This is a genomic window from Pseudalkalibacillus sp. JSM 102089 (assembly GCF_041366475.1).
In the GTDB taxonomy this organism is placed as follows: Bacteria; Bacillota; Bacilli; order Bacillales; family Guptibacillaceae; genus Guptibacillus; species Guptibacillus hwajinpoensis_B.
Window position 1 is genome coordinate 46,635 of sequence record NZ_JBEWYW010000002.1, and the last position, 17,852, is coordinate 64,486.

Sequence of the window (17,852 nt, forward strand, 5' to 3'; positions counted from 1 at the left end):
TAAATACTCTCAAACGCTCAGTTAACTAGATTACATAAAAAGAAGCGTCAGTATTTTCACTGACGCTTCTTTTTTATTGAACAAGCATTTGATCAATATCCCAGGCTTTTGTTTGATTAATGGCCGCAGGACCACCTAGAATCCGATATTGATTTATTCCTTGATTATTTAAATAGAGAATGGACTTCTCTAAAGCATTATTCTCTCTAGTAGGGTGAACCAAAATAATAGAATGACTTGATAACGATGCAGCCGCCCCACCAGTTAAGGCATCTGGAAACTTAAGACCAGTAGCAAAGTAGACTCCCTCACTATTTTCTGCTACTCCAAACCTTAGCAATACTTTGAAGTTTGTATCAAAGCGGTCTTCTCCCCCAATTCTCTCCGTATTGGAAGATTTGATTTGAGAGTACACACTCTTACCGATGATCGATTCTCCACCAATAACATAAGCTTTGTCTGGATCAAGATCGTTCAAAAAAGCCTTCGTTTCAGCTGGTAAAGAATCACTCTTCGTAAAAAGCACAGGGGCTCCGAGCCTTGATGCGAAAGATGAAATAGACAAAGCATCTGGGAACTTTTCACCAGAAACGATGAATACTTCCTTTGTCTTTTCACTACCGACGATATTCGCAATTTTAGTAGCTGTTTCATAGCGGTTATCTCCTGCAATGCGTGTACTCGAAATCCCTTCCGCTTTAAGCTGTTCTGTAATTGCTTCAGGAATTGCATTATTCCCACCTATAACTAAAACATGATTAGCAGATAACCTACTAAGTTCCCTCATTACACTGACAGATAGACTATTTTTTTTCGTGAGTAGAATCGGACTACCAAGCATAGAAGCAAGCGGAGAAGCAGCTAAGCTATCAGGAAAATCATCTGAGCGAGTAAGTACTACGAAGCGACCTTTCTTGTTATCGCCTCCAATGGATAGCGTTTGTTCCTCCAACGTAGTCCAATTTTTTTTGGAAATTTCGATTGCTGTATCAATTGCAGTGTCACCATAGATACGGTTAAACTCTGTTACTCCGTTAATAGCTCCTTCCATATTTAACACGCCACTTCCAAGGTCGTATGAATTAGTCAGAGCACTAGCCGTTTGCTTTAATAATTTAAACGTTTGCTTATTCGTTAAATATGGAGCATATTCCTTTAGTAACACACCTGATGAAGCGACAATTGGCGCAGACATACTTGTACCTTTATCAAAAGCATATTCTCCATTCAATGAAGTACTATAAATGTCCGTGCCTGGAGCAGCAATATCAACTAATGATCCATAATTTGAAAAGGAAGCTTTTTCTTCAGTTCCTGTTTTAACAGAGGCTACGGCTAAAACGTCAGGATAAGCTGCTGGAAAAACCACTCCTGAATCATTGTCATTACCTGCAGCGCCTACTATAAGAATATTTTTTGAAATCGCTTCTTCAATTACAGTTCTTAAAGCAAATGAGTTATTATAGTTTCCTAGACTTAAATTGATCACATCTGCATCGTGATCAATTGCATATCGAATTCCTTGAACAACTGTTGATAAATTACCAGTACCGTTTTCTGTTACTTTGATTGGCATAATCGAAGTTCCACGCGAAGGAGAAACTACCCCTAGTTGATTGTTCGTTACAGCTCCAATAAGTCCAGAAACTTTTGTACCATGACCATCAATATCCTGAACCGATTTAGACGGTTCGACTAGGTTAATCCCATCTACAAGATTTCTTTTTAAATCTGGATGAGTCAGATCAACTCCTGAATCAATTACCGCAACCTTTAATGAACTTGCTTCAACATTAGCAAGCTCCCACCCTTTTATGAGATGAATCTGATCGATCCACGGCTTTTGATATGATAAATAAGTGTCATTGGCTTGTACTGAATCCATTAAATAAACTGGTTGATCCATTTCGACATGCTGTACATCTTTATTTGCTTCAAACTGTTCAATCATTTTATCTACTTCATCGACAGGTACATCAATCATTTCTACTTTCGTAGAAAGTTTTGAATCTCTTGACGGACTTTTAGTCTGTTCATATGTAACAAGAATACGCTCTGTCTCATTATCAGATTCAGCTTCTGATAATTCAGGCTCTACAGAAAAGAAGAAACTGCATAATAACAAAAGAAAAATAGTTTTTGACTTCAGTTGTGACACCTCTCCCATGATTGATAAACTTCATTTATGTTATCTCTAGTCTATAACGAATCTTTCGACAAATCACTAGAATAGTATCACAATAAGAGTTAGAAAAAAATGGTTTAGGGGGGGAGTAAAGTCGCATTTATTTAGGAGTTTTATCGCTGAAAAAGGGGTTAAACACGTTCATGTAGAAGGTTTTGGTGTTGTTGCTGGATTGCCTGGAGTTTTTCTTCGAGGTTATGTTGTTCTTTCCGCATACTGCCAATAATTTGAATCAAACTCGTGATCATTGCTTCTACGCGTTCTAATCGATCTTCTTGCATTTTCGACACCTCCTTTTCATTTTCATCATTTTACCATATAATGGGCAGTATCGTTCGAAAATTTTTTCGACAAACTCATGTTGGGAAAACTACGTCGAAAATCGGCATTTAAACCTTATAAATTCGTTTATATTTCCCAACCTCAAAACTATTCTCTTTTCTGAGAATTTTTAGTAAACTGTAATCAAATAGTTCTAGGAGAAAGGGAGCAAAGAATGATTGGAGCAAAAATCCGATACTTCAGACAAATGAAAGGCATCACTCAAGAACAACTTGCTTCCGGTATCTGTTCTATTCCTTATCTAAGTAAGATTGAACACGGACTTGCCCAGCCAAGTGAAGAACTTGTCGAACATCTATGTAATGAGCTAGGTGTCTCTTTAGAACAGGTTGATGATGAAGATAAAATGAAAAAACTTCATCTTGACCTTGATGCTTGGTACAAAGAAATGCGTCTTCGTAATTTTGAAGAAGTAATAAATTTTAAAAACCGTATTGATGAAGAGATTGATGGTGTAGAAGATCCAGATATGCTCACAAAATATCTTCTTTTAACATTTAGATATTATATTTTGTTCAGAGAAACTGAAAAAGCAAATGATATATTAGAGAAGCTCTATCACGTTCAAGAAAGATTATCAGAAAATCTAGAGTACTTTTACTTCTATTTTCTCGGACTCTACTATTATCAAAATCGAAAGTTTAAAGAAGCTTATGAACAATATTCCAAAGCACATAAATTACTTTTATCTATGAAAACAAACAATGCAGAATTAGCTGAGTTTTATTATCAGCAAGCGCTTGTTCACAATTGCCTTAGTCAAATAACTTTATCCAATAATTTAGCGATTAAGTGCTTAGATCTCTTTAATAAAGAATATAATTTCAAAAGAACAGCAGACACTGAAATTTTACTAGGTGTAAATAATAGAGTTATTCTCAATTATGGAGAAGCAGAACACCATTTTCAGAATGCTTTAAAGTATGCTGAGTCGTTTAATGACAAGAGATTAAAAAGCATTATATATCATGATTTAGGATATGTATATTCATTTCAAAACGATACCGAAAAGGCATTAAGATATTATCAATCTGGACTTCAAAATAACGAAGAGCACGAAATCGAAGACCGTGCTAAAACTATTTTTTTAATTGCTTCAGAATATTTGAAAATTGATAATATTAACCTCACTTTATCTTGGATTGAAGAAGGAATGAGGTTAGTAACAAAAACAGGATTTCTAGAGTATATTTATCACTTTAAGATATTAAATTCTAAATTAAAAAACTCTGTTAGTGATGAGATGGGAACTGAAGAGCTTTTGAAGGATGCAGTCGGCTATTTTAAAGAAAAAAATTATTGGAACTATGTTTCAGAGTATGGTGAGTTGTTAGCAGACTACTACTTTACTAGTGGACAATATAAAAATTCCAGCTTTTACTTTAAACTAGCTAATGATAGTAGGAAAAAAATTATGAATTAGAAAGGAAGAAGAATGATGAAGAAATTTTTAGTAAACATGTTGCTAGTTACAGGTGTCATTGGGATCGTTACATTTGCTAACCACGATAAATTACCTGATTCTCATGATAAATTACCTGACTCAAGCCCAGCAAAAACCGAAGTACACATCTAATAACCAAAACCCGTCTCAGATTGAGTCGGGTTTTTATTTGCCCTTCCATCCTCCACAACGCTATACTAGTCATAATTTAATTCGAATAGGAGAGTGCTAATATGGCATTTTATATGTTTGATGTTGATGGCGTTCTTACAGATGAGAATGCTAGACCAGATAAAGAAGTTGTTAAGATGATTGAAAAGCTAGCTACAGAGGGACATATTCTTTCTTTCGTCACAGGGCGTTCTAGAGGCTGGCTTTCCGATCACCTTTTCCCTCTATTTGATGATGAAATTGACTGGTCTTCCTTATATTGTGTTTCTGAGCACGGGGCGATAAAAGGGCGCGGAACCAATATTTCTTCCTGGGAGCTAGATGAGGAATATGTGATTGCAGATGATATAAAAGATAAATTATATAAAGTTAGTCAAAAAGAACAATATGATGGTCTTATTCAATGGGATCAGACGAAAGAATCGATGGGTACGGTTGAAGCAGTTCATGGTGATCCAGGTGATAAAGAGCACTTAAAGAAAACACGAGAAGCTCTACAGGAATATGCAGAGAATGTGGATTCGATTTCTTCTGAATCTGGTAATAAAACCGTCGTTTCCACTTATGGGGTCGATGTGATTCATCCAGATTTGTCTAAAAAAATTGGAGCCACGTGGATTATTGATGAAATCCAATCTGCCGATAAAGTATTTGTTTTTGGAGATAGCAGCGGTGATATGGTTATGGCTGTAACTGCTAGAGAACATGAATTAGATAACATTACGTTTCATTGGGTTGGAGAAGGTGAAACACCAGAAGAAAAGAATATCACTTCTATTTCAAGCAAATATTCCTATTCAGAAGGAACGAAAGAACTTCTAGAAAAGCACATTGGCTAATCCAATGTGCTTTTTTGTATTATACTAGCTCAACTGGTTGATTTTTATCAATAGATTCAAAGCAAGCTTCTATCGCTTTCAAATTATTTACTGTCGCTTCACCGGAATAGGATGGTGTATGCTTATTTTCAACACAACGCGTGAAATGTTCAACCATAAGTGTATACTGCTCACCGTTAGCCATTTCTTCTCTCACATTACCTTCGCTATTTTTAATTCGAATTAAACCACTAGCTTCAGGCGCGTCTGGACGGTATGCAAATGGAACATGAATACTTCCTTTTGTGCCAAGAATTTCATAGGAATTGCTCATTTGTCGTTCGAAGCTACAATCAAAAGAAGCTGTCACTCCATTTGCAAACGTAAAGATTCCTGCAGCCGAAAGATCCACGCCAACTTCCTTAGGAATGGAAGCCTGAGCGTAAACTTTTAATGGTTCGCTTCCAATAATGAATCTAGAGGAGTGAATACAGTAACATCCCACATCCCAAATGCTGCCACCACCTAGTTCACTGTTGAGACGAATGTTATTTCGTTTGTCACCCATATAGAATGAAAAATTAGTACGCATATGTTTGACGTCACCAATTTCACCTGAAGCAATCACTTCTCTTACAATTTCATGTTGGGGATGGAATTGATACATAAATGCTTCCATAAAAATAACACCGTTGTCTTCACATACTTGCACCATTTCCATGGCATCACGGGCTGTAATGGCAGCAGGCTTTTCGCATAGTACGTGTTTTCCTTTTTGAGCCGCTGCAATTGTCCATTTTTTGTGTAAAGTATTGGGAAGTGGAATGTAAACCGCTTCGATTGATTCATCATCTAGCATCGCTTCATAACTGTCATGAAAATGCTCAATACCCATTTCTGCTGCAAATTCTCTCGCTCGACCACTACCGCTAGCAACACTCACCACTTCAGCACCTTGAGCATTTTGTATAGCTGGAATAACCGCTTTTCTAGCAATATTGGCTGTTCCCATAATACCAAATCTAATTCCCATATTTAGCACTCCCTTTCTAAGTATATCTATATGATTTTACCATATTATCCCACGAAGCAAACTACATCAAATTCTTTCATTCTTCCTACCCTTCTACCCCCAGCGTAATAGCGTATAAACCGAAACATTAAGTAATCCCTTTAATCCCCCCTTTTGATTATAAGGAAAAAACAAGAGCCGTACTCGTTATGACGAGTACGGCTGTTTTAATTAGTGATTCTTACATAGTCAGTTTTCATTTATATTAGCAACTAATCTACGAGCTTCTGTAGCAGTAACAAGCGATTGACTCAATCTACAAATCGTTTGATCACTTCCATAAGCTCAGGACGAATATGATGCTCTAAATCTTTAATTTGAGATTGGTTACGGTATTTTTTTTCAATAAGATCTCGCTGCTTACTATTTTCTAGCAACCAGTGCAACCAGTGCTTATCATCTGTTTCCGTAAACGCTTCTGTTTTTTCGTACTTGTTATGTAGATCTTTCAACAAATGCCCGAGACTTTTCTCTGGATGTTCATTCCAATATGTTCGTAAAGCATCGCAGAGTATTTCAATTTCTTTTTCCTGGTGCAAGACATCACATCCCTATCTGAGTTTATTTTGCTATATGTCTCTCGTTATGTCTACGTTCTTATAAAAATGAAATTACTCATTTTAACTATAATAACATAAAACACCTCTCTATTTTTAAGAGAGGTGTCCATGGTTAATTTGATAGTTTATCAACTGTTTCTTCAACGGGTTTACTAATAGCAGCTTCCCCGCCCAGGAAGTAGTATTCTCTACTCATTGATTTCTTAACGTACTGTTCAGCTTCATTCGATAGTTTATTTTGCTTAGTTAAAATGACTGGTGCGCTCATAGCAGCGGCAAAGGGCGATCCAGGTAGTGCATCAATAAATACATCTCCATTTGCAAAGAAAACACTCTTATTTTCAAAATCAAATGTTTCTGCAATCTTCACGCTTGTTTCGTAACGATTATCCCCAGCAACTCGCTGGACCGTTGAAGTTGTATCAAGCCTGTCCTCAACAACACTTGAGACCGCATTTTGCCCACCGATAATCGTAGCCGCAACAGGTTTCGTTGTATTCATATACGAAGCAGTAGCCGCACTTAACTTTTCACTATTAGTCAATAAGATTGGAATTTGCTTTGAAGCTGCATAAGGAGCGATTGATAGAGCATCAGGGGATGTGTCATCTCCTGTTGTCACGATCACTTGATTACTATTCCCTACTTCATTAGCAACTGCGATTGACGTTTCATATCGATTTTGACCGCTTATTCTTTCTACATCAGAAATATATCCTTTAGTAGAAAGTTGATCAACTACCTTCTCTGAAATGGCTGCTGGTCCACCTAGAATATAAATCTTTTCAGGTTGTAAACGATCTAATTCTTCCTCAACGACAGAAGGCAGTCTCTCACTTTTTGTTAAAAGTAATGGAGCATTGTACTTTTTAGCAAGAACGCTTCCCGTAAGAGCATCTACTGAAAGATCTCCTCTTCCAAGTACAACAACATCTGATGAATGCTTCCACCCATCTTTTGATATAGCTACGCTAGTTTCATATCGATTATTTCCTGCAAGTCGTGTAATCAAGTTTGTTTCAAATGATTCTTTGACTAATTCTGTCCCAGGATAATAGAATGATAGAATTTGTTCGTAATTACGTCCATCTTTGGACTGTTGATAAGCTCCGTATTGGCTCATGCCTATGCCATGCCCAAAGCCACTACCTGAAACGACAAATGAATTACTCGTTTGTTTAATTTCTTTTACATAAGGACTTTTCATAATCGTTGTACCAATCATAAATCGGATATTATAAGAAGTATCCTCGATTTTCATCGTATGCTTTTTCAAATCCCCATTTGTATCCATAACAAATCCATCTTTGTTTTTTAAGAAATACTGAATCTCGACACTACCTCTTAATACTTCATCAGATTTAAATGGTGGAACTGTGAAATTAATATTCGAAATATCGGTGATTTTTATTTCATCTGTAGATTTAATTTTCCCTTTAGATAATAGCCATGACTTCATATTTTTTATTTCTGTTACGTTTGAACTTAGCTCAGTCACATTAGACCACCAGGACTCAGGTTTCTTCAAATCTAGTTTTTTTGTGTCAATTTGTTGCTTTCCTAGTGTGTAGTCCCAATAATCATAGCTTGTTATCATCTTCTCATCATATGGATCTACTTTCGTCTGCAAATATGGAATCCAACTACTCCCCCACGAGTTCGTATTGGACATAACCATTCCACCATTTGTGGAAGAATAAAAGGCACCAATGTACTTCCCGTTATACTTTAGTGCTTTTCCAGCAGTTGCATCTACCGCTTCGTTTGTCGTTTGATACCAGTCATAACCTTTATAAACTTGACTGGATTGACTATCCATTAGAGAATCTTTCTGTGGTAAAGCGAAAGTTCTAGCAGCGATTGCCTGGGCTTTTAAGGCTTCCATTCCACCATTATTTCCCCAGTAGGCCGGCATTTCACTAGGCACTACCCCTTTTAAATATTCTTCAATAGAGAGCGTATTTATCGGACGGATGTACTTTCCCTCAATTGTAAATTTCATTACTCCGAGATATTTTTTGTCACCTATTCCCACATAGCTGTCCATCGATTTGGATATTGTTGGAACTATCGTCATAGAATTCCCGAAGTCTTCAAGTTTGGTATTGCCTCGATAAAGGACCACTTTACCCGCTTCTGCTTTTACACTGTATTCATCAGACTGGGAACTGTCTATTTTAATGCTACTATTTTCAATCTGATAACTGCCTGTCACATTAAATTTGATTACGGTCGTATCCTTAATATAGTTTACTAGTTTAACCGTAACTGACTCTCCTGCAGCCTGAACACCATTCATAGATAAAGAAAATGCTAAAATGCCAATCAAAAATGACGTAAAAAGTTTCAAATCTTTTCCCCCTAAGATTTTTTAAGAAAATATTAGTTCTATTCTCCCTTTTTAACACTTTAGCATAAATTTTACATTAAAATATCATCCAAATGACGAATATTACAAAAATAACATAGAATACCCAGGTACATTGTCGAATCTATAGGTTATTTTTACTACAAAAATAATAGTAGTGATTTTTGAAAGGGTCTATGTTAATAAGCGATGTTGATTTTTGGATCATTTACGTTCTGTGCCAAAACTCAACAGTATAAGCTAAGCTATCACATAAAAAAACTCCCGCTATGCGAGAGCTTTTAAAGTGGAAGAATGCCATATTTTATAAATGATAACGCTATGTAGGCATCCAGCAAGATCCACAATCACATCAGTGAGTAACGCTGTCCTTTCTGGTAAAAAGGCTTGAATAAATTCATCCGTTACAGCAAAAATAGCTACAACGATAATGACAATGAATGTACGAAAAACAGATGAGTCTCCTTTAAATAGCTGTAGTAAAATTAATGCTATGAAACTGTAAACAAAGAAGTGACCTAGCTTACGAACGACAAAATGCGCCAATCCTAGTTCTCCGTTTTTTTCTAAACTTAACGTCAAAGGTCCGTATTGGAACTCTCTTGACTGGATGATGGAGGATACACCATCCACAATGAAAGGAGCTGGTTCATGCCCTATTAGTGTAAGTATTGCCATACATGAAATCAAAAAACCGATTCCTAACCAGCACTGAATACAAACCGAAACGATAGTCTGGGACACGGACATGATTGTCTCCTCCCTATATAAGCTCTCTTAAGTATCGCCTAATCGGGAAAAGGTTATTCCGTTCGTTCAGCCATTTTCTTTAATTCAAGGGCTCTCTTTTCTAGCAGATTTTTCATATACTTTTTTAAAAACAAAAGGTTTGCGATGCTACCAATTAAACCAAACGGAGCTTCATAACTAAATTCATCGATCATTAACGTTACATCATCGATTTCTTCAAAACGATGAGAATGAACAAAAGATTTAAATGCTCCCTTTGTCATTTCATCAATAAACCAATCTGGTTCCTGCATCCCAGTGATTTTGGCAGTTAATTTTTGCTTAATGCCAAAGTGAGTCGCTTCCCATGTAACGGCATCACCATTGCCTAGCAATCCTTCCGTAACCCCCCTTACTGCTTTCTCATTTGTTTGCTCTGTGCTTTTCATATGCGCTTCAACACTTCTTGCGTAATTGAAGCAGATTTCAATTGGAGCTTCAATCAATGTTTCCAGGTAAATAACAGGCATGTACCAACACCTCCATAATTCCTTAGACCTTATTATCTTCCATTATATTGAATAAAAACGGGCCATAAAGATTATTTCTTAAAATTCGACATTTAAGGCTAAATTATTTAAACAAATGAACCGATAATAAAAATAAACGAGATTTCACTTTCATACGCATTATACATTATTGGAAAGTGACGTTACTGGGCGGATTCATATGAGACGAAACTGGAAAACTCCTGAAGAAATTCAATTTCAAAAAAAACGCAGGGAAAAGATCCTTTTCCTTGCCATACCTATCCTATCCATCCTGTTAGGTGTTGTTATTGCGATAGCCGCTAATAGCGGATTTTAATTGTGTTATTCTTTTTCTACTTCGCTTTGTGTTTTCAAAGATGGGAACGCTCTCTATAGGAGTTTGATTATTTGTTATTGTAGCGTTCGCTTTACGCTTTCTCCATAAAACTTGCCTTTACTTGATTAGCTTTTACATTTCATCTTGGTTCACGAATGTTGACTTTAAAAGAATGATTTACGAGATCTTCGAAAAAAGCATTCGCGCTTTAACTATGACATTGGGAAACCTGCTTTACAAAAGCTTAATTTGATAAAATAAATTAAATGCATTTTCCCAATATACATAGTTTCCAGAATACGCTATACTTGAAACTGTAGTCATTTTTCGACAATTTCTAATTTTTTATGACTTCGTTTTCTTACTTTTATATGCTACAAATCGTACGAGAATGGCAAAATCATTGAAAAATGATGACGCAAAGCTATAGGGACTTCGCGGACTGGTTTCCGACAGTCAGCCAGCTGCCGAATACGGCCTCCACTGCGATTGTTGCAAGAAACACAAGGGGGATATGAATGATGAGAGAATCTTGGCTAACGCCAGAGGAAATCCAGTACAGACGACAACGTAAAGAGAAGATGATTTATCTTCTTCTACCCGTTTCTGCTATTGTAATTGGAGCAGCTATTGCTTTCCTTACACAAATGACATATTAAGATCGGGGAAGGGGAGCGAATCATAGCTCTCCTATTTTATTGATCTTTTTTGAACAAAATAAAAAAGACAACCCTCACTTCAGGTCATCTACTTCGTTTCGCTCTTATTTTTTACTGATTTACGTACCTTTTTTAGCCCAATTAAAACGAGGCGTATGACCACGTATATTATGAACAACACAATAAAGCCCTGCATTCCAACAACAGCGTCTGCAAACTCCATATTTCCTCTTCCGGTGATTTTCTGTTGAATTTCAATGGCAAAAACGACTACAAGCAATACTGTTACCGTATAAATAAACGAAATCGCTGTGATACTCCAATTTGCAAGTATACGGAACAATAATTGCACAACAATAAATCCCGCCATCCCTAGTAAGCCAATCACCCAAAAGTGTAGTTCTTTATCTGTGACCGAAAAGCCAAAGCTATACATTAATGTAATGACAATATCATGAAGCTCATTAACAATGGCAACGATTAACTTGATAAACTCTCCCATATCACACTATCCTTTAAAGTCGAATACTCATTATTCTAGACATGTTTCATTCAGGTGACAAGTACCCCTCCCCAACATCCAGAGCTTCTCATGCAAAGCTCGTCCTAAAGAAAATAAGTTGCCCATTATAGGTTATTTCTTCTCTACTACTGCCTCATAAAGGTAGTCTTCATTGTTCACTTGAATTTCCGTTAAATCTTTTCCACAATATGGACAAATCCATACTCCTTGATAATTACTGCTATAAGAAGGTTTTTGACATTTATCACACGTTTTCTCTACCATTTTATCACTCCATTCAATACTTTTTATTTCATTCAGAAATCATAGTTGTCTCCATAAAGTATACTGACAAACATATTTTACCAAAGTGGATGTTTTTTTCAAGTATAAATATTCTGAACTCGAGATATTTATGTGCTGTTATTAAATTTTCACGCTATGTTACTTTATGTTATTGGTATCTTGATATTTGTTTCACTCGAATGACCCTAATATCAACAACATTCATTAACATACCGAAATTTTAATATAAAAATGGTAAAAAAATAATCCGACGAACAGCTAAGGCTGTTTTGTCGAATTATTATACCGTTGAAGAGACTTGTAACTGATTTATGGTAGGCCGACCTATAGAGATATAGTTTAGTGAATAGTTCGCCGCATCTTCTAATGAATAGCAATTCCTTCCGTCTATCACAATGGGAGAATTCATTCGTTTCACATATACATTCAAATCTAGCTCTTTAATTTCTTTCCATTCCGTTATGATGAGTGCCGCATCTGCTCCAGTTAAAACCTCTATTAAGGATTCTTTAAAGATCACCTCTTTAGGCAAGTGGCCTTTAGCATTCGATATCGCAATGGGATCATAAGCAAGGACTTCTGCTCCTTCTTCTACTAAAGATCGAGCAATTGGGATAGAGGCCGCCTCACGCATATCGTCTGTATTTGGTTTGAAAGCTAAACCGAGTAGCGCTACTTTTTTCCCTTGAAGTGGTCCAACTACCTCTTTCGCTTTTTGAATGAGCTTATTTTGTTGAGTATTGTTTACCTCGATAACAGATTTCAACAATTGAAAGTTATGTTGGTTGTTACCGGCAATTTGTACAAGAGCGTTTATATCTTTTGGAAAACACGAGCCCCCATAGCCAATCCCAGCTTGTAAAAATTGATCCCCAATTCTCTTATCCTTTCCCATTCCAAAAGCCACATCATCTACATTTGCTCCAACTTTTTCACAAATAGCTGAAATTTCATTGATAAAACTTATCTTCGTTGCTAGAAATGCGTTAGACGCATATTTAATTAGTTCAGCGCTTTTCCGATCCGTATGATAAATTGGAATCCCAAAAGGCTGATTAATATCTTCTAATACTGCGGCGGCTGTTTTATTCTCTGATCCAATAACAATCCGATCTCCATGAAACGTGTCATGTACAGCTGAACCTTCTCGTAAGAATTCTGGATTTGAAACAACTTCTACTTTATTGTTCGATCTTAACGTTTGCTCAATCCACTTTTGTATCAGTTCATTTGTTCCTACGGGGACCGTACTTTTGGTTACAACGATACTATCCTGCTGAAGTGATGTGCCGATATGTCGGGCAGCTTGCTGGATGTATTGAAGGTCGGACGTTCCATCAGATCGTTGTGGTGTACCGACCGCAATATAGATAACGTCCACCGTTGCCAATGCTTCCTGATGAGCTGTTGTAAAGTGAAGCCGACCATCCAATAAATTTCTTTTCATTAACTTCTCTAAATCAGGTTCGAAAATAGGCGAATAGCCGTCAGTCATCATCGCAATTTTCTTGTGGTCGACGTCAACGCACGTTACTTGATGGCCGATTTCAGCTAGGCATACTCCTGTTACTAGACCAACGTAACCGGTACCGATTACAGCAATCTTCATCTTATATCTCCTTTCTCTTTCATCTATTTTCTATTATAAGTGAGCAGAAATAGTTTCAGATCCCCTTCACTCGATCAACACAAAATCTTAATATTTCTTTAGAAAACCACTCCCTATTATGCACGAAATTCGGTATGATAGGGACTAAACTGCTTAAGAAAGAAAGTGGAAAATGCATGAAATGGTTCGATAAGCGAAAATGGTTTAGCCTCGCACTCTTAATGATGATCATACTTTTCGTCTCCTCTAATACCCCTTATCAAAAACAGGATATGAAACCGTTCTTTAAAGGAATGATTTCGATCCAAGAAGAGGATTTACCCCCAATTGAATTCACCTATGATGGTGCACTTGTTACACCTTCAGCGCCATATCAATATGTTGAATTTTTTCTTAGGAAGGGAGCACATGTTGCCTCGTTCGGTTTACTAGCGTTTTTATGTATCATGGCATGGAAAGAAAGCAATCGAAAAGCCTCCCTTATCCTAGGCTCATTAACAGCTTTTCTCTATGCATTATTTGATGAATACCATCAAAGTCTCGTTGAGGGAAGAACAGGACATTTAATTGATGTGCTTGTACCAGATTCATTAGGTATAGTGCTTACGTTTATGGCCTTTGTCATCATCTCACGAAGAAAAAGTAAAGCTGCACGCTGAAAAGCCCCGCTCAATTTGCGGGGCTTTTCAGTGGAATTATAGAAAGTTAAAGATCCTGTCTCGCCTCAGAGGACTGTGATTTATCGGTCATTTGCTCTTCGTTCTCAATATCTTTCCCCATCCCTTTCAAAAAAGTAATTAGAATGGTTAAAGATCGATTAATTTCCGGGTCTTTTAGTGCCCGAAGAAGACTCAGATAGCTAGTCTTCTCGTTGTCATCAGAATGCTCAGCAACATTCTCAATACCTGAGTTTACCTTTAAAAGCAATGGCTCGAGATCCTGAACGTTAATCTTTCCTGCTGCTCCAAAGAGAAGCATCAGATTTTTTAACGCCGTTGTATTTTCCGGAACATTTAATAGATCGACGATGACCTTCAGAACGCGGTCACCTTCTCCAAAAAGACCGTTTAAAAGCGTTAAAATGCCTCGATCTTTCATCCCACCTACAACGCTTAATGTTTCAAGAAGGGCATCTTTATTTTCAATCAAAGCATCTTCAATCTCTCTAAGATCACTTGCGCGCTTCTCTTCTTCAGAAACTTCAATACGCTTGATTTGCTTAATGGCTTTTGCCATAGTTAATGCCCTCCTTTTTCACCATATCTCCAGGGAAGAGATAATCTTTTCTTGCCCATTTCCGCTCAACCATGACCCCTTTTTGAGGCTGTGGATTTCCATAGCGATGATTGATCTTTGGTAGTGGTGAAGTCCCTTTATCTTTCAAAATTTCCATCTTCGCTTTCACTTCTTTATAAACAGGCGTGTCTGTATCTTTATCCGCCTTGCTACTTGTAAGTAAGTTAATCGCAGCATCATCTTGATCATTTAGCGGAATGTATACTTCTTTTCCTAGCACACGATCTGTTACAAGACATTTAATCTTAACAGCTCCATATGGTGACACAAGTCTAACTAACGTTCCGTCAGATAACCCTCTTTCTTCTGCTAATTCAGGAGAAACTTCAACGAACGTGCTTGGTGTTTTCGATTTAATGCCTTCATTTCGATACGTCATATTACCCTCATGAAAATGCTCTAGCAAACGCCCATTATTGACATGAAGATCGTACTGATCGTCGTACTCGAGTGGTTTTGTCCATTCGACTGGAAATAGTCTTGCTTTTCCATCCGGAAACGGAAATTCTTCTGTAAAGAGTAGTGGTGAATCCGTGCCATCTGCCGCAACTGGCCACTGCTGACTCTTATATCCTTCAAGACGTTCATAAGAAACCCCAGCAAACATATCAGCAAGCTGAACAGCCTCAGCCATAATGTCACTCGGGCTATCATAATCCCAACCTGCTCCCATTTCATTTGCGATTTCCATAATAATTCTCCAGTCGGGTTTCGAATCTCCAAGTGGTTCTAGTGCCTGATAGAGACGTTGAAAACGGCGTTCTGTGTTTGTGAACGTTCCTTCTTTTTCAAGGCTTGGACTTGCTGGAAGGACGACATCTGCAAACTGAGCTGTCTTCGTAAGGAAAAGATCTTGCACGACGAAAAAGTCTAGTTTCTCAAATGCTGCGTGAACATGGTTAATGTTAGAGTCGACAATTCCCATGTCTTCTCCTTTTAAATACATCGCTTTTAATTTTCCTTCATGAATATGTTCGACCATTTCATGATTATTTAAGCCGACTTCTTCAGGAAGTGGCGTACCCCATGCTTTTTCATACTTATCACGCACTTTTTGATCGGTCACATTTTCGTAACCGGGCATTTTATCAGGCATGCTTCCAAAGTCACTCGCACCCTGGACATTATTATGACCTCGAAGTGGATAGGCACCTGCTCCTGGTTTACCATAGTTTCCAGTAACAAGAAGTAAATTTGAAATGGCAGTACTCGTATCTGACCCGCCACTATGTTGTGTGACGCCCATTGCCCAAAGTGCTACAGTTGTCTTTGCTTCATGGATCATTTCAGCAATTTGGATTAATTCCGCCTCATCAATTCCTGTTACTTCAGATGCATAGCTCATAGTGTACTTTTCAAGACTAGCGATATAGTCATCAAGACCATTCACACGGTCCTTCAAGAAAGCCTCGTCAGCCCATCCCTGATCAATAATATACTTCGTTACGGCAGAGAGCCAAACAAGATCAGTACCTGAAGAAGGGCGAATAAATAAATCAGAGCGTTCAGCCATTTCATGTTTTCTCAAATCGGAAACGATGAGTTTTTGACCGTTCAATTTATTCGAACGCTTTACCCTTGTCGATAAAACAGGGTGAGATTCCGAAGTGTTTGATCCAATAACAATGACAAGCTCAGACATTTCGATATCTTTTATCGATCCAGCATCACCACCGTGGCCTACTGTACGGAATAACCCTACTGTTGCTGGAGTTTGGCAATAGCGAGAGCAGTTATCAATGTTATTTGTTCCGATGACACTTCTTCCTAGCTTCTGCATTAAATACGATTCTTCATTTGTACACTTGGAAGAACTAATAAAAGAAAGAGCATTTGCACCATGGTCTTCTTTCACCTCAGAAAACTTTCGGCTAATGAGTTTAAGTGCCTCTTCCCATTCTGCTTCTCTAAATGAATCGCCTTCGCGAATAAGCGGTTTTGTTAAGCGTTCTTCACTATTCACGTAATCCCAGCCAAATTTCCCTTTTACACAAGTGGAAATCCCGTTCGCTGGAGCTTCTACCTGAGGCTCTACTTTTAGGATATCTCTCCCTTTTGTCCAAACGTCAAAACTACATCCTACACCGCAATACGTACATACGGTTTTCGTTTTTTTAATTTCATTTTCACGCATGGACGATTCCATATCAGATATTGCAAGAATAGAATTATAGCCAGTCTCCACGTTTTTTGTTAATTCGATCATAGGGCGAAGCGTATCTTGTTGAATACCAGTTAAAAAGCCAGCCTCACCTTCCATGCCTTTCTCCATCATGGCATTACAAGGACACACGGTTGAGCAATGTCCACAAGAAACACAAGAAGATTCATTAATATCAACGTCATTATCCCAGATGACGCGCGGACGTTCTCTCTCCCAATCAATTGTTAACGTCTCTGTTACCTGCACATCCTGGCAAGCTTCGACGCAGCGTCCGCAAAGAATACACTGATCTGGATCGTATCGATAGAAAGGATTTGAATTATCAACAGGGTCTGGTTTTTGTTCAAAAGGAATCGCCTGATGATTCATCTTCATTTGTTTCACCGTATTATGTACTTCACACGTGCCGTTATTGTAATCACAGACAGTACAATAAAGCTCGTGATTATGAAGAATACGATCCATTGCAATATTCTGAGCTTCCTTTACGTGAGAAGCTGTTGTGTTAATACTATCTCCATTTGAGAGAGTCGTTGAACAACCTCTTACAACTTCTCCATTTACTTCCACCATACATGTGTCACAAGTTTCGATGGCTCCAAGACTTGGATGATAGCATACGCTCGGCAAGTCTAGATTATGATCATTAAGTGCTTCAAGTACACTTTTCTCACTAGGAATTTGTTCACTTTTACCATTAATCGTTACATGGATGGAATCCGACAAATGACATCACCCTTTATCATAATTTTCAATATTA

The 17,852-nt window shown here is 37.6% G+C and carries 18 protein-coding genes and 1 riboswitch; of the genes, 6 read left to right on the top strand and 12 right to left on the bottom strand.

Annotated features, from left to right (window positions below; all coding sequences use genetic code 11):
- Positions 1-73: 73 nt before the first annotated feature.
- Both ABVF21_RS05030 and ABVF21_RS05035 read right to left on the bottom strand, forming a co-directional pair.
- Positions 74-2,158, bottom strand: a complete 2,085-nt coding sequence (locus ABVF21_RS05030) for a cell wall-binding repeat-containing protein (RefSeq protein ID WP_371017612.1) — start codon at positions 2,156-2,158, stop codon at positions 74-76.
- A gap of 158 nt (positions 2,159-2,316) precedes the next feature.
- Positions 2,317-2,466 carry a hypothetical protein gene (locus tag ABVF21_RS05035; protein ID WP_303534108.1) on the bottom strand — a complete coding sequence of 50 codons (150 nt, stop codon included), beginning with the start codon at positions 2,464-2,466 and terminating at the stop codon, positions 2,317-2,319.
- Positions 2,467-2,681: 215 nt separating this feature from the next.
- On the opposite strand from ABVF21_RS05035, the gene ABVF21_RS05040 reads away from it, so the two are divergent.
- The 3 genes from ABVF21_RS05040 to ABVF21_RS05050 all read left to right on the top strand — a co-directional run bounded on the left by ABVF21_RS05040 (position 2,682) and on the right by ABVF21_RS05050 (position 4,981).
- The gene (locus ABVF21_RS05040; RefSeq protein ID WP_303534110.1) at positions 2,682-3,950 is read left to right on the top strand and encodes a helix-turn-helix domain-containing protein; all 1,269 of its coding nucleotides are present in this window, start codon (positions 2,682-2,684) and stop codon (positions 3,948-3,950) included.
- A gap of 15 nt (positions 3,951-3,965) precedes the next feature.
- Positions 3,966-4,103 (top strand): hypothetical protein, encoded by a 138-nt coding sequence (locus ABVF21_RS05045; RefSeq protein ID WP_303534112.1) that lies wholly within the window; start codon positions 3,966-3,968, stop codon positions 4,101-4,103.
- A 101-nt stretch (positions 4,104-4,204) separates the two neighbouring features.
- On the top strand, positions 4,205-4,981 hold the full coding sequence (locus tag ABVF21_RS05050; RefSeq protein ID WP_303534114.1) for an HAD-IIB family hydrolase: 777 nt from the start codon (positions 4,205-4,207) through the stop codon (positions 4,979-4,981).
- Positions 4,982-5,000: 19 nt separating this feature from the next.
- Here ABVF21_RS05050 and ABVF21_RS05055 read toward each other — a convergent pair whose 3' ends face one another.
- From ABVF21_RS05055 to ABVF21_RS05075, 5 genes are all read right to left on the bottom strand, one after another.
- Positions 5,001-5,993 (bottom strand): Gfo/Idh/MocA family protein, encoded by a 993-nt coding sequence (locus ABVF21_RS05055; protein ID WP_371017613.1) that lies wholly within the window; start codon positions 5,991-5,993, stop codon positions 5,001-5,003.
- Between the two features lie 290 nt (positions 5,994-6,283).
- Positions 6,284-6,571: a hypothetical protein gene (locus ABVF21_RS05060; RefSeq protein WP_226615331.1), complete on the bottom strand. Its 288-nt coding sequence runs from the start codon at positions 6,569-6,571 to the stop codon at positions 6,284-6,286.
- Between the two features lie 133 nt (positions 6,572-6,704).
- Positions 6,705-8,942: a SpoIID/LytB domain-containing protein gene (locus tag ABVF21_RS05065; protein WP_303534116.1), complete on the bottom strand. Its 2,238-nt coding sequence runs from the start codon at positions 8,940-8,942 to the stop codon at positions 6,705-6,707.
- Positions 8,943-9,227: 285 nt separating this feature from the next.
- Positions 9,228-9,710 carry a VanZ family protein gene (locus ABVF21_RS05070; RefSeq protein ID WP_303534118.1) on the bottom strand — a complete coding sequence of 161 codons (483 nt, stop codon included), beginning with the start codon at positions 9,708-9,710 and terminating at the stop codon, positions 9,228-9,230.
- A 53-nt stretch (positions 9,711-9,763) separates the two neighbouring features.
- Positions 9,764-10,219 carry an SRPBCC family protein gene (locus ABVF21_RS05075; protein WP_303534122.1) on the bottom strand — a complete coding sequence of 152 codons (456 nt, stop codon included), beginning with the start codon at positions 10,217-10,219 and terminating at the stop codon, positions 9,764-9,766.
- A gap of 199 nt (positions 10,220-10,418) precedes the next feature.
- On the opposite strand from ABVF21_RS05075, the gene ABVF21_RS05080 reads away from it, so the two are divergent.
- A complete protein-coding gene (locus ABVF21_RS05080) occupies positions 10,419-10,556 on the top strand; it encodes a hypothetical protein (protein WP_194218714.1) in 138 nt (45 codons plus the stop codon).
- A gap of 383 nt (positions 10,557-10,939) precedes the next feature.
- Positions 10,940-11,028: riboswitch (cyclic di-GMP riboswitch) on the top strand.
- 46 nt (positions 11,029-11,074) lie between these two features.
- Positions 11,075-11,215 carry a hypothetical protein gene (locus tag ABVF21_RS05085; protein WP_303534127.1) on the top strand — a complete coding sequence of 47 codons (141 nt, stop codon included), beginning with the start codon at positions 11,075-11,077 and terminating at the stop codon, positions 11,213-11,215.
- 88 nt (positions 11,216-11,303) lie between these two features.
- Here the strand turns inward: ABVF21_RS05085 and ABVF21_RS05090 are convergent, their stop codons facing one another.
- From ABVF21_RS05090 to ABVF21_RS05100, 3 genes are all read right to left on the bottom strand, one after another.
- A complete protein-coding gene (locus ABVF21_RS05090; RefSeq protein ID WP_371017614.1) occupies positions 11,304-11,717 on the bottom strand; it encodes a hypothetical protein in 414 nt (137 codons plus the stop codon).
- 132 nt (positions 11,718-11,849) lie between these two features.
- Entirely contained in the window at positions 11,850-12,002 is a 153-nt protein-coding gene (locus tag ABVF21_RS05095; RefSeq protein WP_371017615.1) for a hypothetical protein, read from the bottom strand.
- A 301-nt stretch (positions 12,003-12,303) separates the two neighbouring features.
- The gene (locus tag ABVF21_RS05100; protein WP_371017616.1) at positions 12,304-13,632 is read right to left on the bottom strand and encodes a UDP-glucose dehydrogenase family protein; all 1,329 of its coding nucleotides are present in this window, start codon (positions 13,630-13,632) and stop codon (positions 12,304-12,306) included.
- 176 nt (positions 13,633-13,808) lie between these two features.
- On the opposite strand from ABVF21_RS05100, the gene ABVF21_RS05105 reads away from it, so the two are divergent.
- Positions 13,809-14,291, top strand: a complete 483-nt coding sequence (locus ABVF21_RS05105) for a VanZ family protein (protein ID WP_303534136.1) — start codon at positions 13,809-13,811, stop codon at positions 14,289-14,291.
- A 46-nt stretch (positions 14,292-14,337) separates the two neighbouring features.
- On the opposite strand, the gene ABVF21_RS05110 is transcribed toward ABVF21_RS05105, so the two are convergent.
- Together ABVF21_RS05110 and fdhF are read right to left on the bottom strand one after the other, a co-directional pair.
- Complete coding sequence (locus ABVF21_RS05110) at positions 14,338-14,868, bottom strand: DUF1641 domain-containing protein (protein WP_303534138.1); 531 nt, start codon at positions 14,866-14,868, stop codon at positions 14,338-14,340.
- A complete protein-coding gene (fdhF, locus tag ABVF21_RS05115) occupies positions 14,852-17,818 on the bottom strand; it encodes a formate dehydrogenase subunit alpha (RefSeq protein WP_371017617.1) in 2,967 nt (988 codons plus the stop codon). Before fdhF ends, ABVF21_RS05110 begins: the two co-directional genes overlap by 17 nt.
- Positions 17,819-17,852 lie beyond the last annotated feature (34 nt).

Coding starts and splice junctions, on each gene's coding strand:
- ABVF21_RS05035 (WP_303534108.1), bottom strand. CDS start 2,466: ATGCAAGAAGATCGATTAGAACGCGTAGAAGCAATGATCACGAGTTTG.
- ABVF21_RS05040 (WP_303534110.1), top strand. CDS start 2,682: ATGATTGGAGCAAAAATCCGATACTTCAGACAAATGAAAGGCATCACT.
- ABVF21_RS05045 (WP_303534112.1), top strand. CDS start 3,966: ATGAAGAAATTTTTAGTAAACATGTTGCTAGTTACAGGTGTCATTGGG.
- ABVF21_RS05050 (WP_303534114.1), top strand. CDS start 4,205: ATGGCATTTTATATGTTTGATGTTGATGGCGTTCTTACAGATGAGAAT.
- ABVF21_RS05055 (WP_371017613.1), bottom strand. CDS start 5,993: ATGGGAATTAGATTTGGTATTATGGGAACAGCCAATATTGCTAGAAAA.
- ABVF21_RS05070 (WP_303534118.1), bottom strand. CDS start 9,710: ATGTCCGTGTCCCAGACTATCGTTTCGGTTTGTATTCAGTGCTGGTTA.
- ABVF21_RS05075 (WP_303534122.1), bottom strand. CDS start 10,219: ATGCCTGTTATTTACCTGGAAACATTGATTGAAGCTCCAATTGAAATC.
- ABVF21_RS05080 (WP_194218714.1), top strand. CDS start 10,419: ATGAGACGAAACTGGAAAACTCCTGAAGAAATTCAATTTCAAAAAAAA.
- ABVF21_RS05085 (WP_303534127.1), top strand. CDS start 11,075: ATGATGAGAGAATCTTGGCTAACGCCAGAGGAAATCCAGTACAGACGA.
- ABVF21_RS05090 (WP_371017614.1), bottom strand. CDS start 11,717: ATGGGAGAGTTTATCAAGTTAATCGTTGCCATTGTTAATGAGCTTCAT.
- ABVF21_RS05095 (WP_371017615.1), bottom strand. CDS start 12,002: ATGGTAGAGAAAACGTGTGATAAATGTCAAAAACCTTCTTATAGCAGT.
- ABVF21_RS05100 (WP_371017616.1), bottom strand. CDS start 13,632: ATGAAGATTGCTGTAATCGGTACCGGTTACGTTGGTCTAGTAACAGGA.
- ABVF21_RS05105 (WP_303534136.1), top strand. CDS start 13,809: ATGAAATGGTTCGATAAGCGAAAATGGTTTAGCCTCGCACTCTTAATG.
- ABVF21_RS05110 (WP_303534138.1), bottom strand. CDS start 14,868: ATGGCAAAAGCCATTAAGCAAATCAAGCGTATTGAAGTTTCTGAAGAA.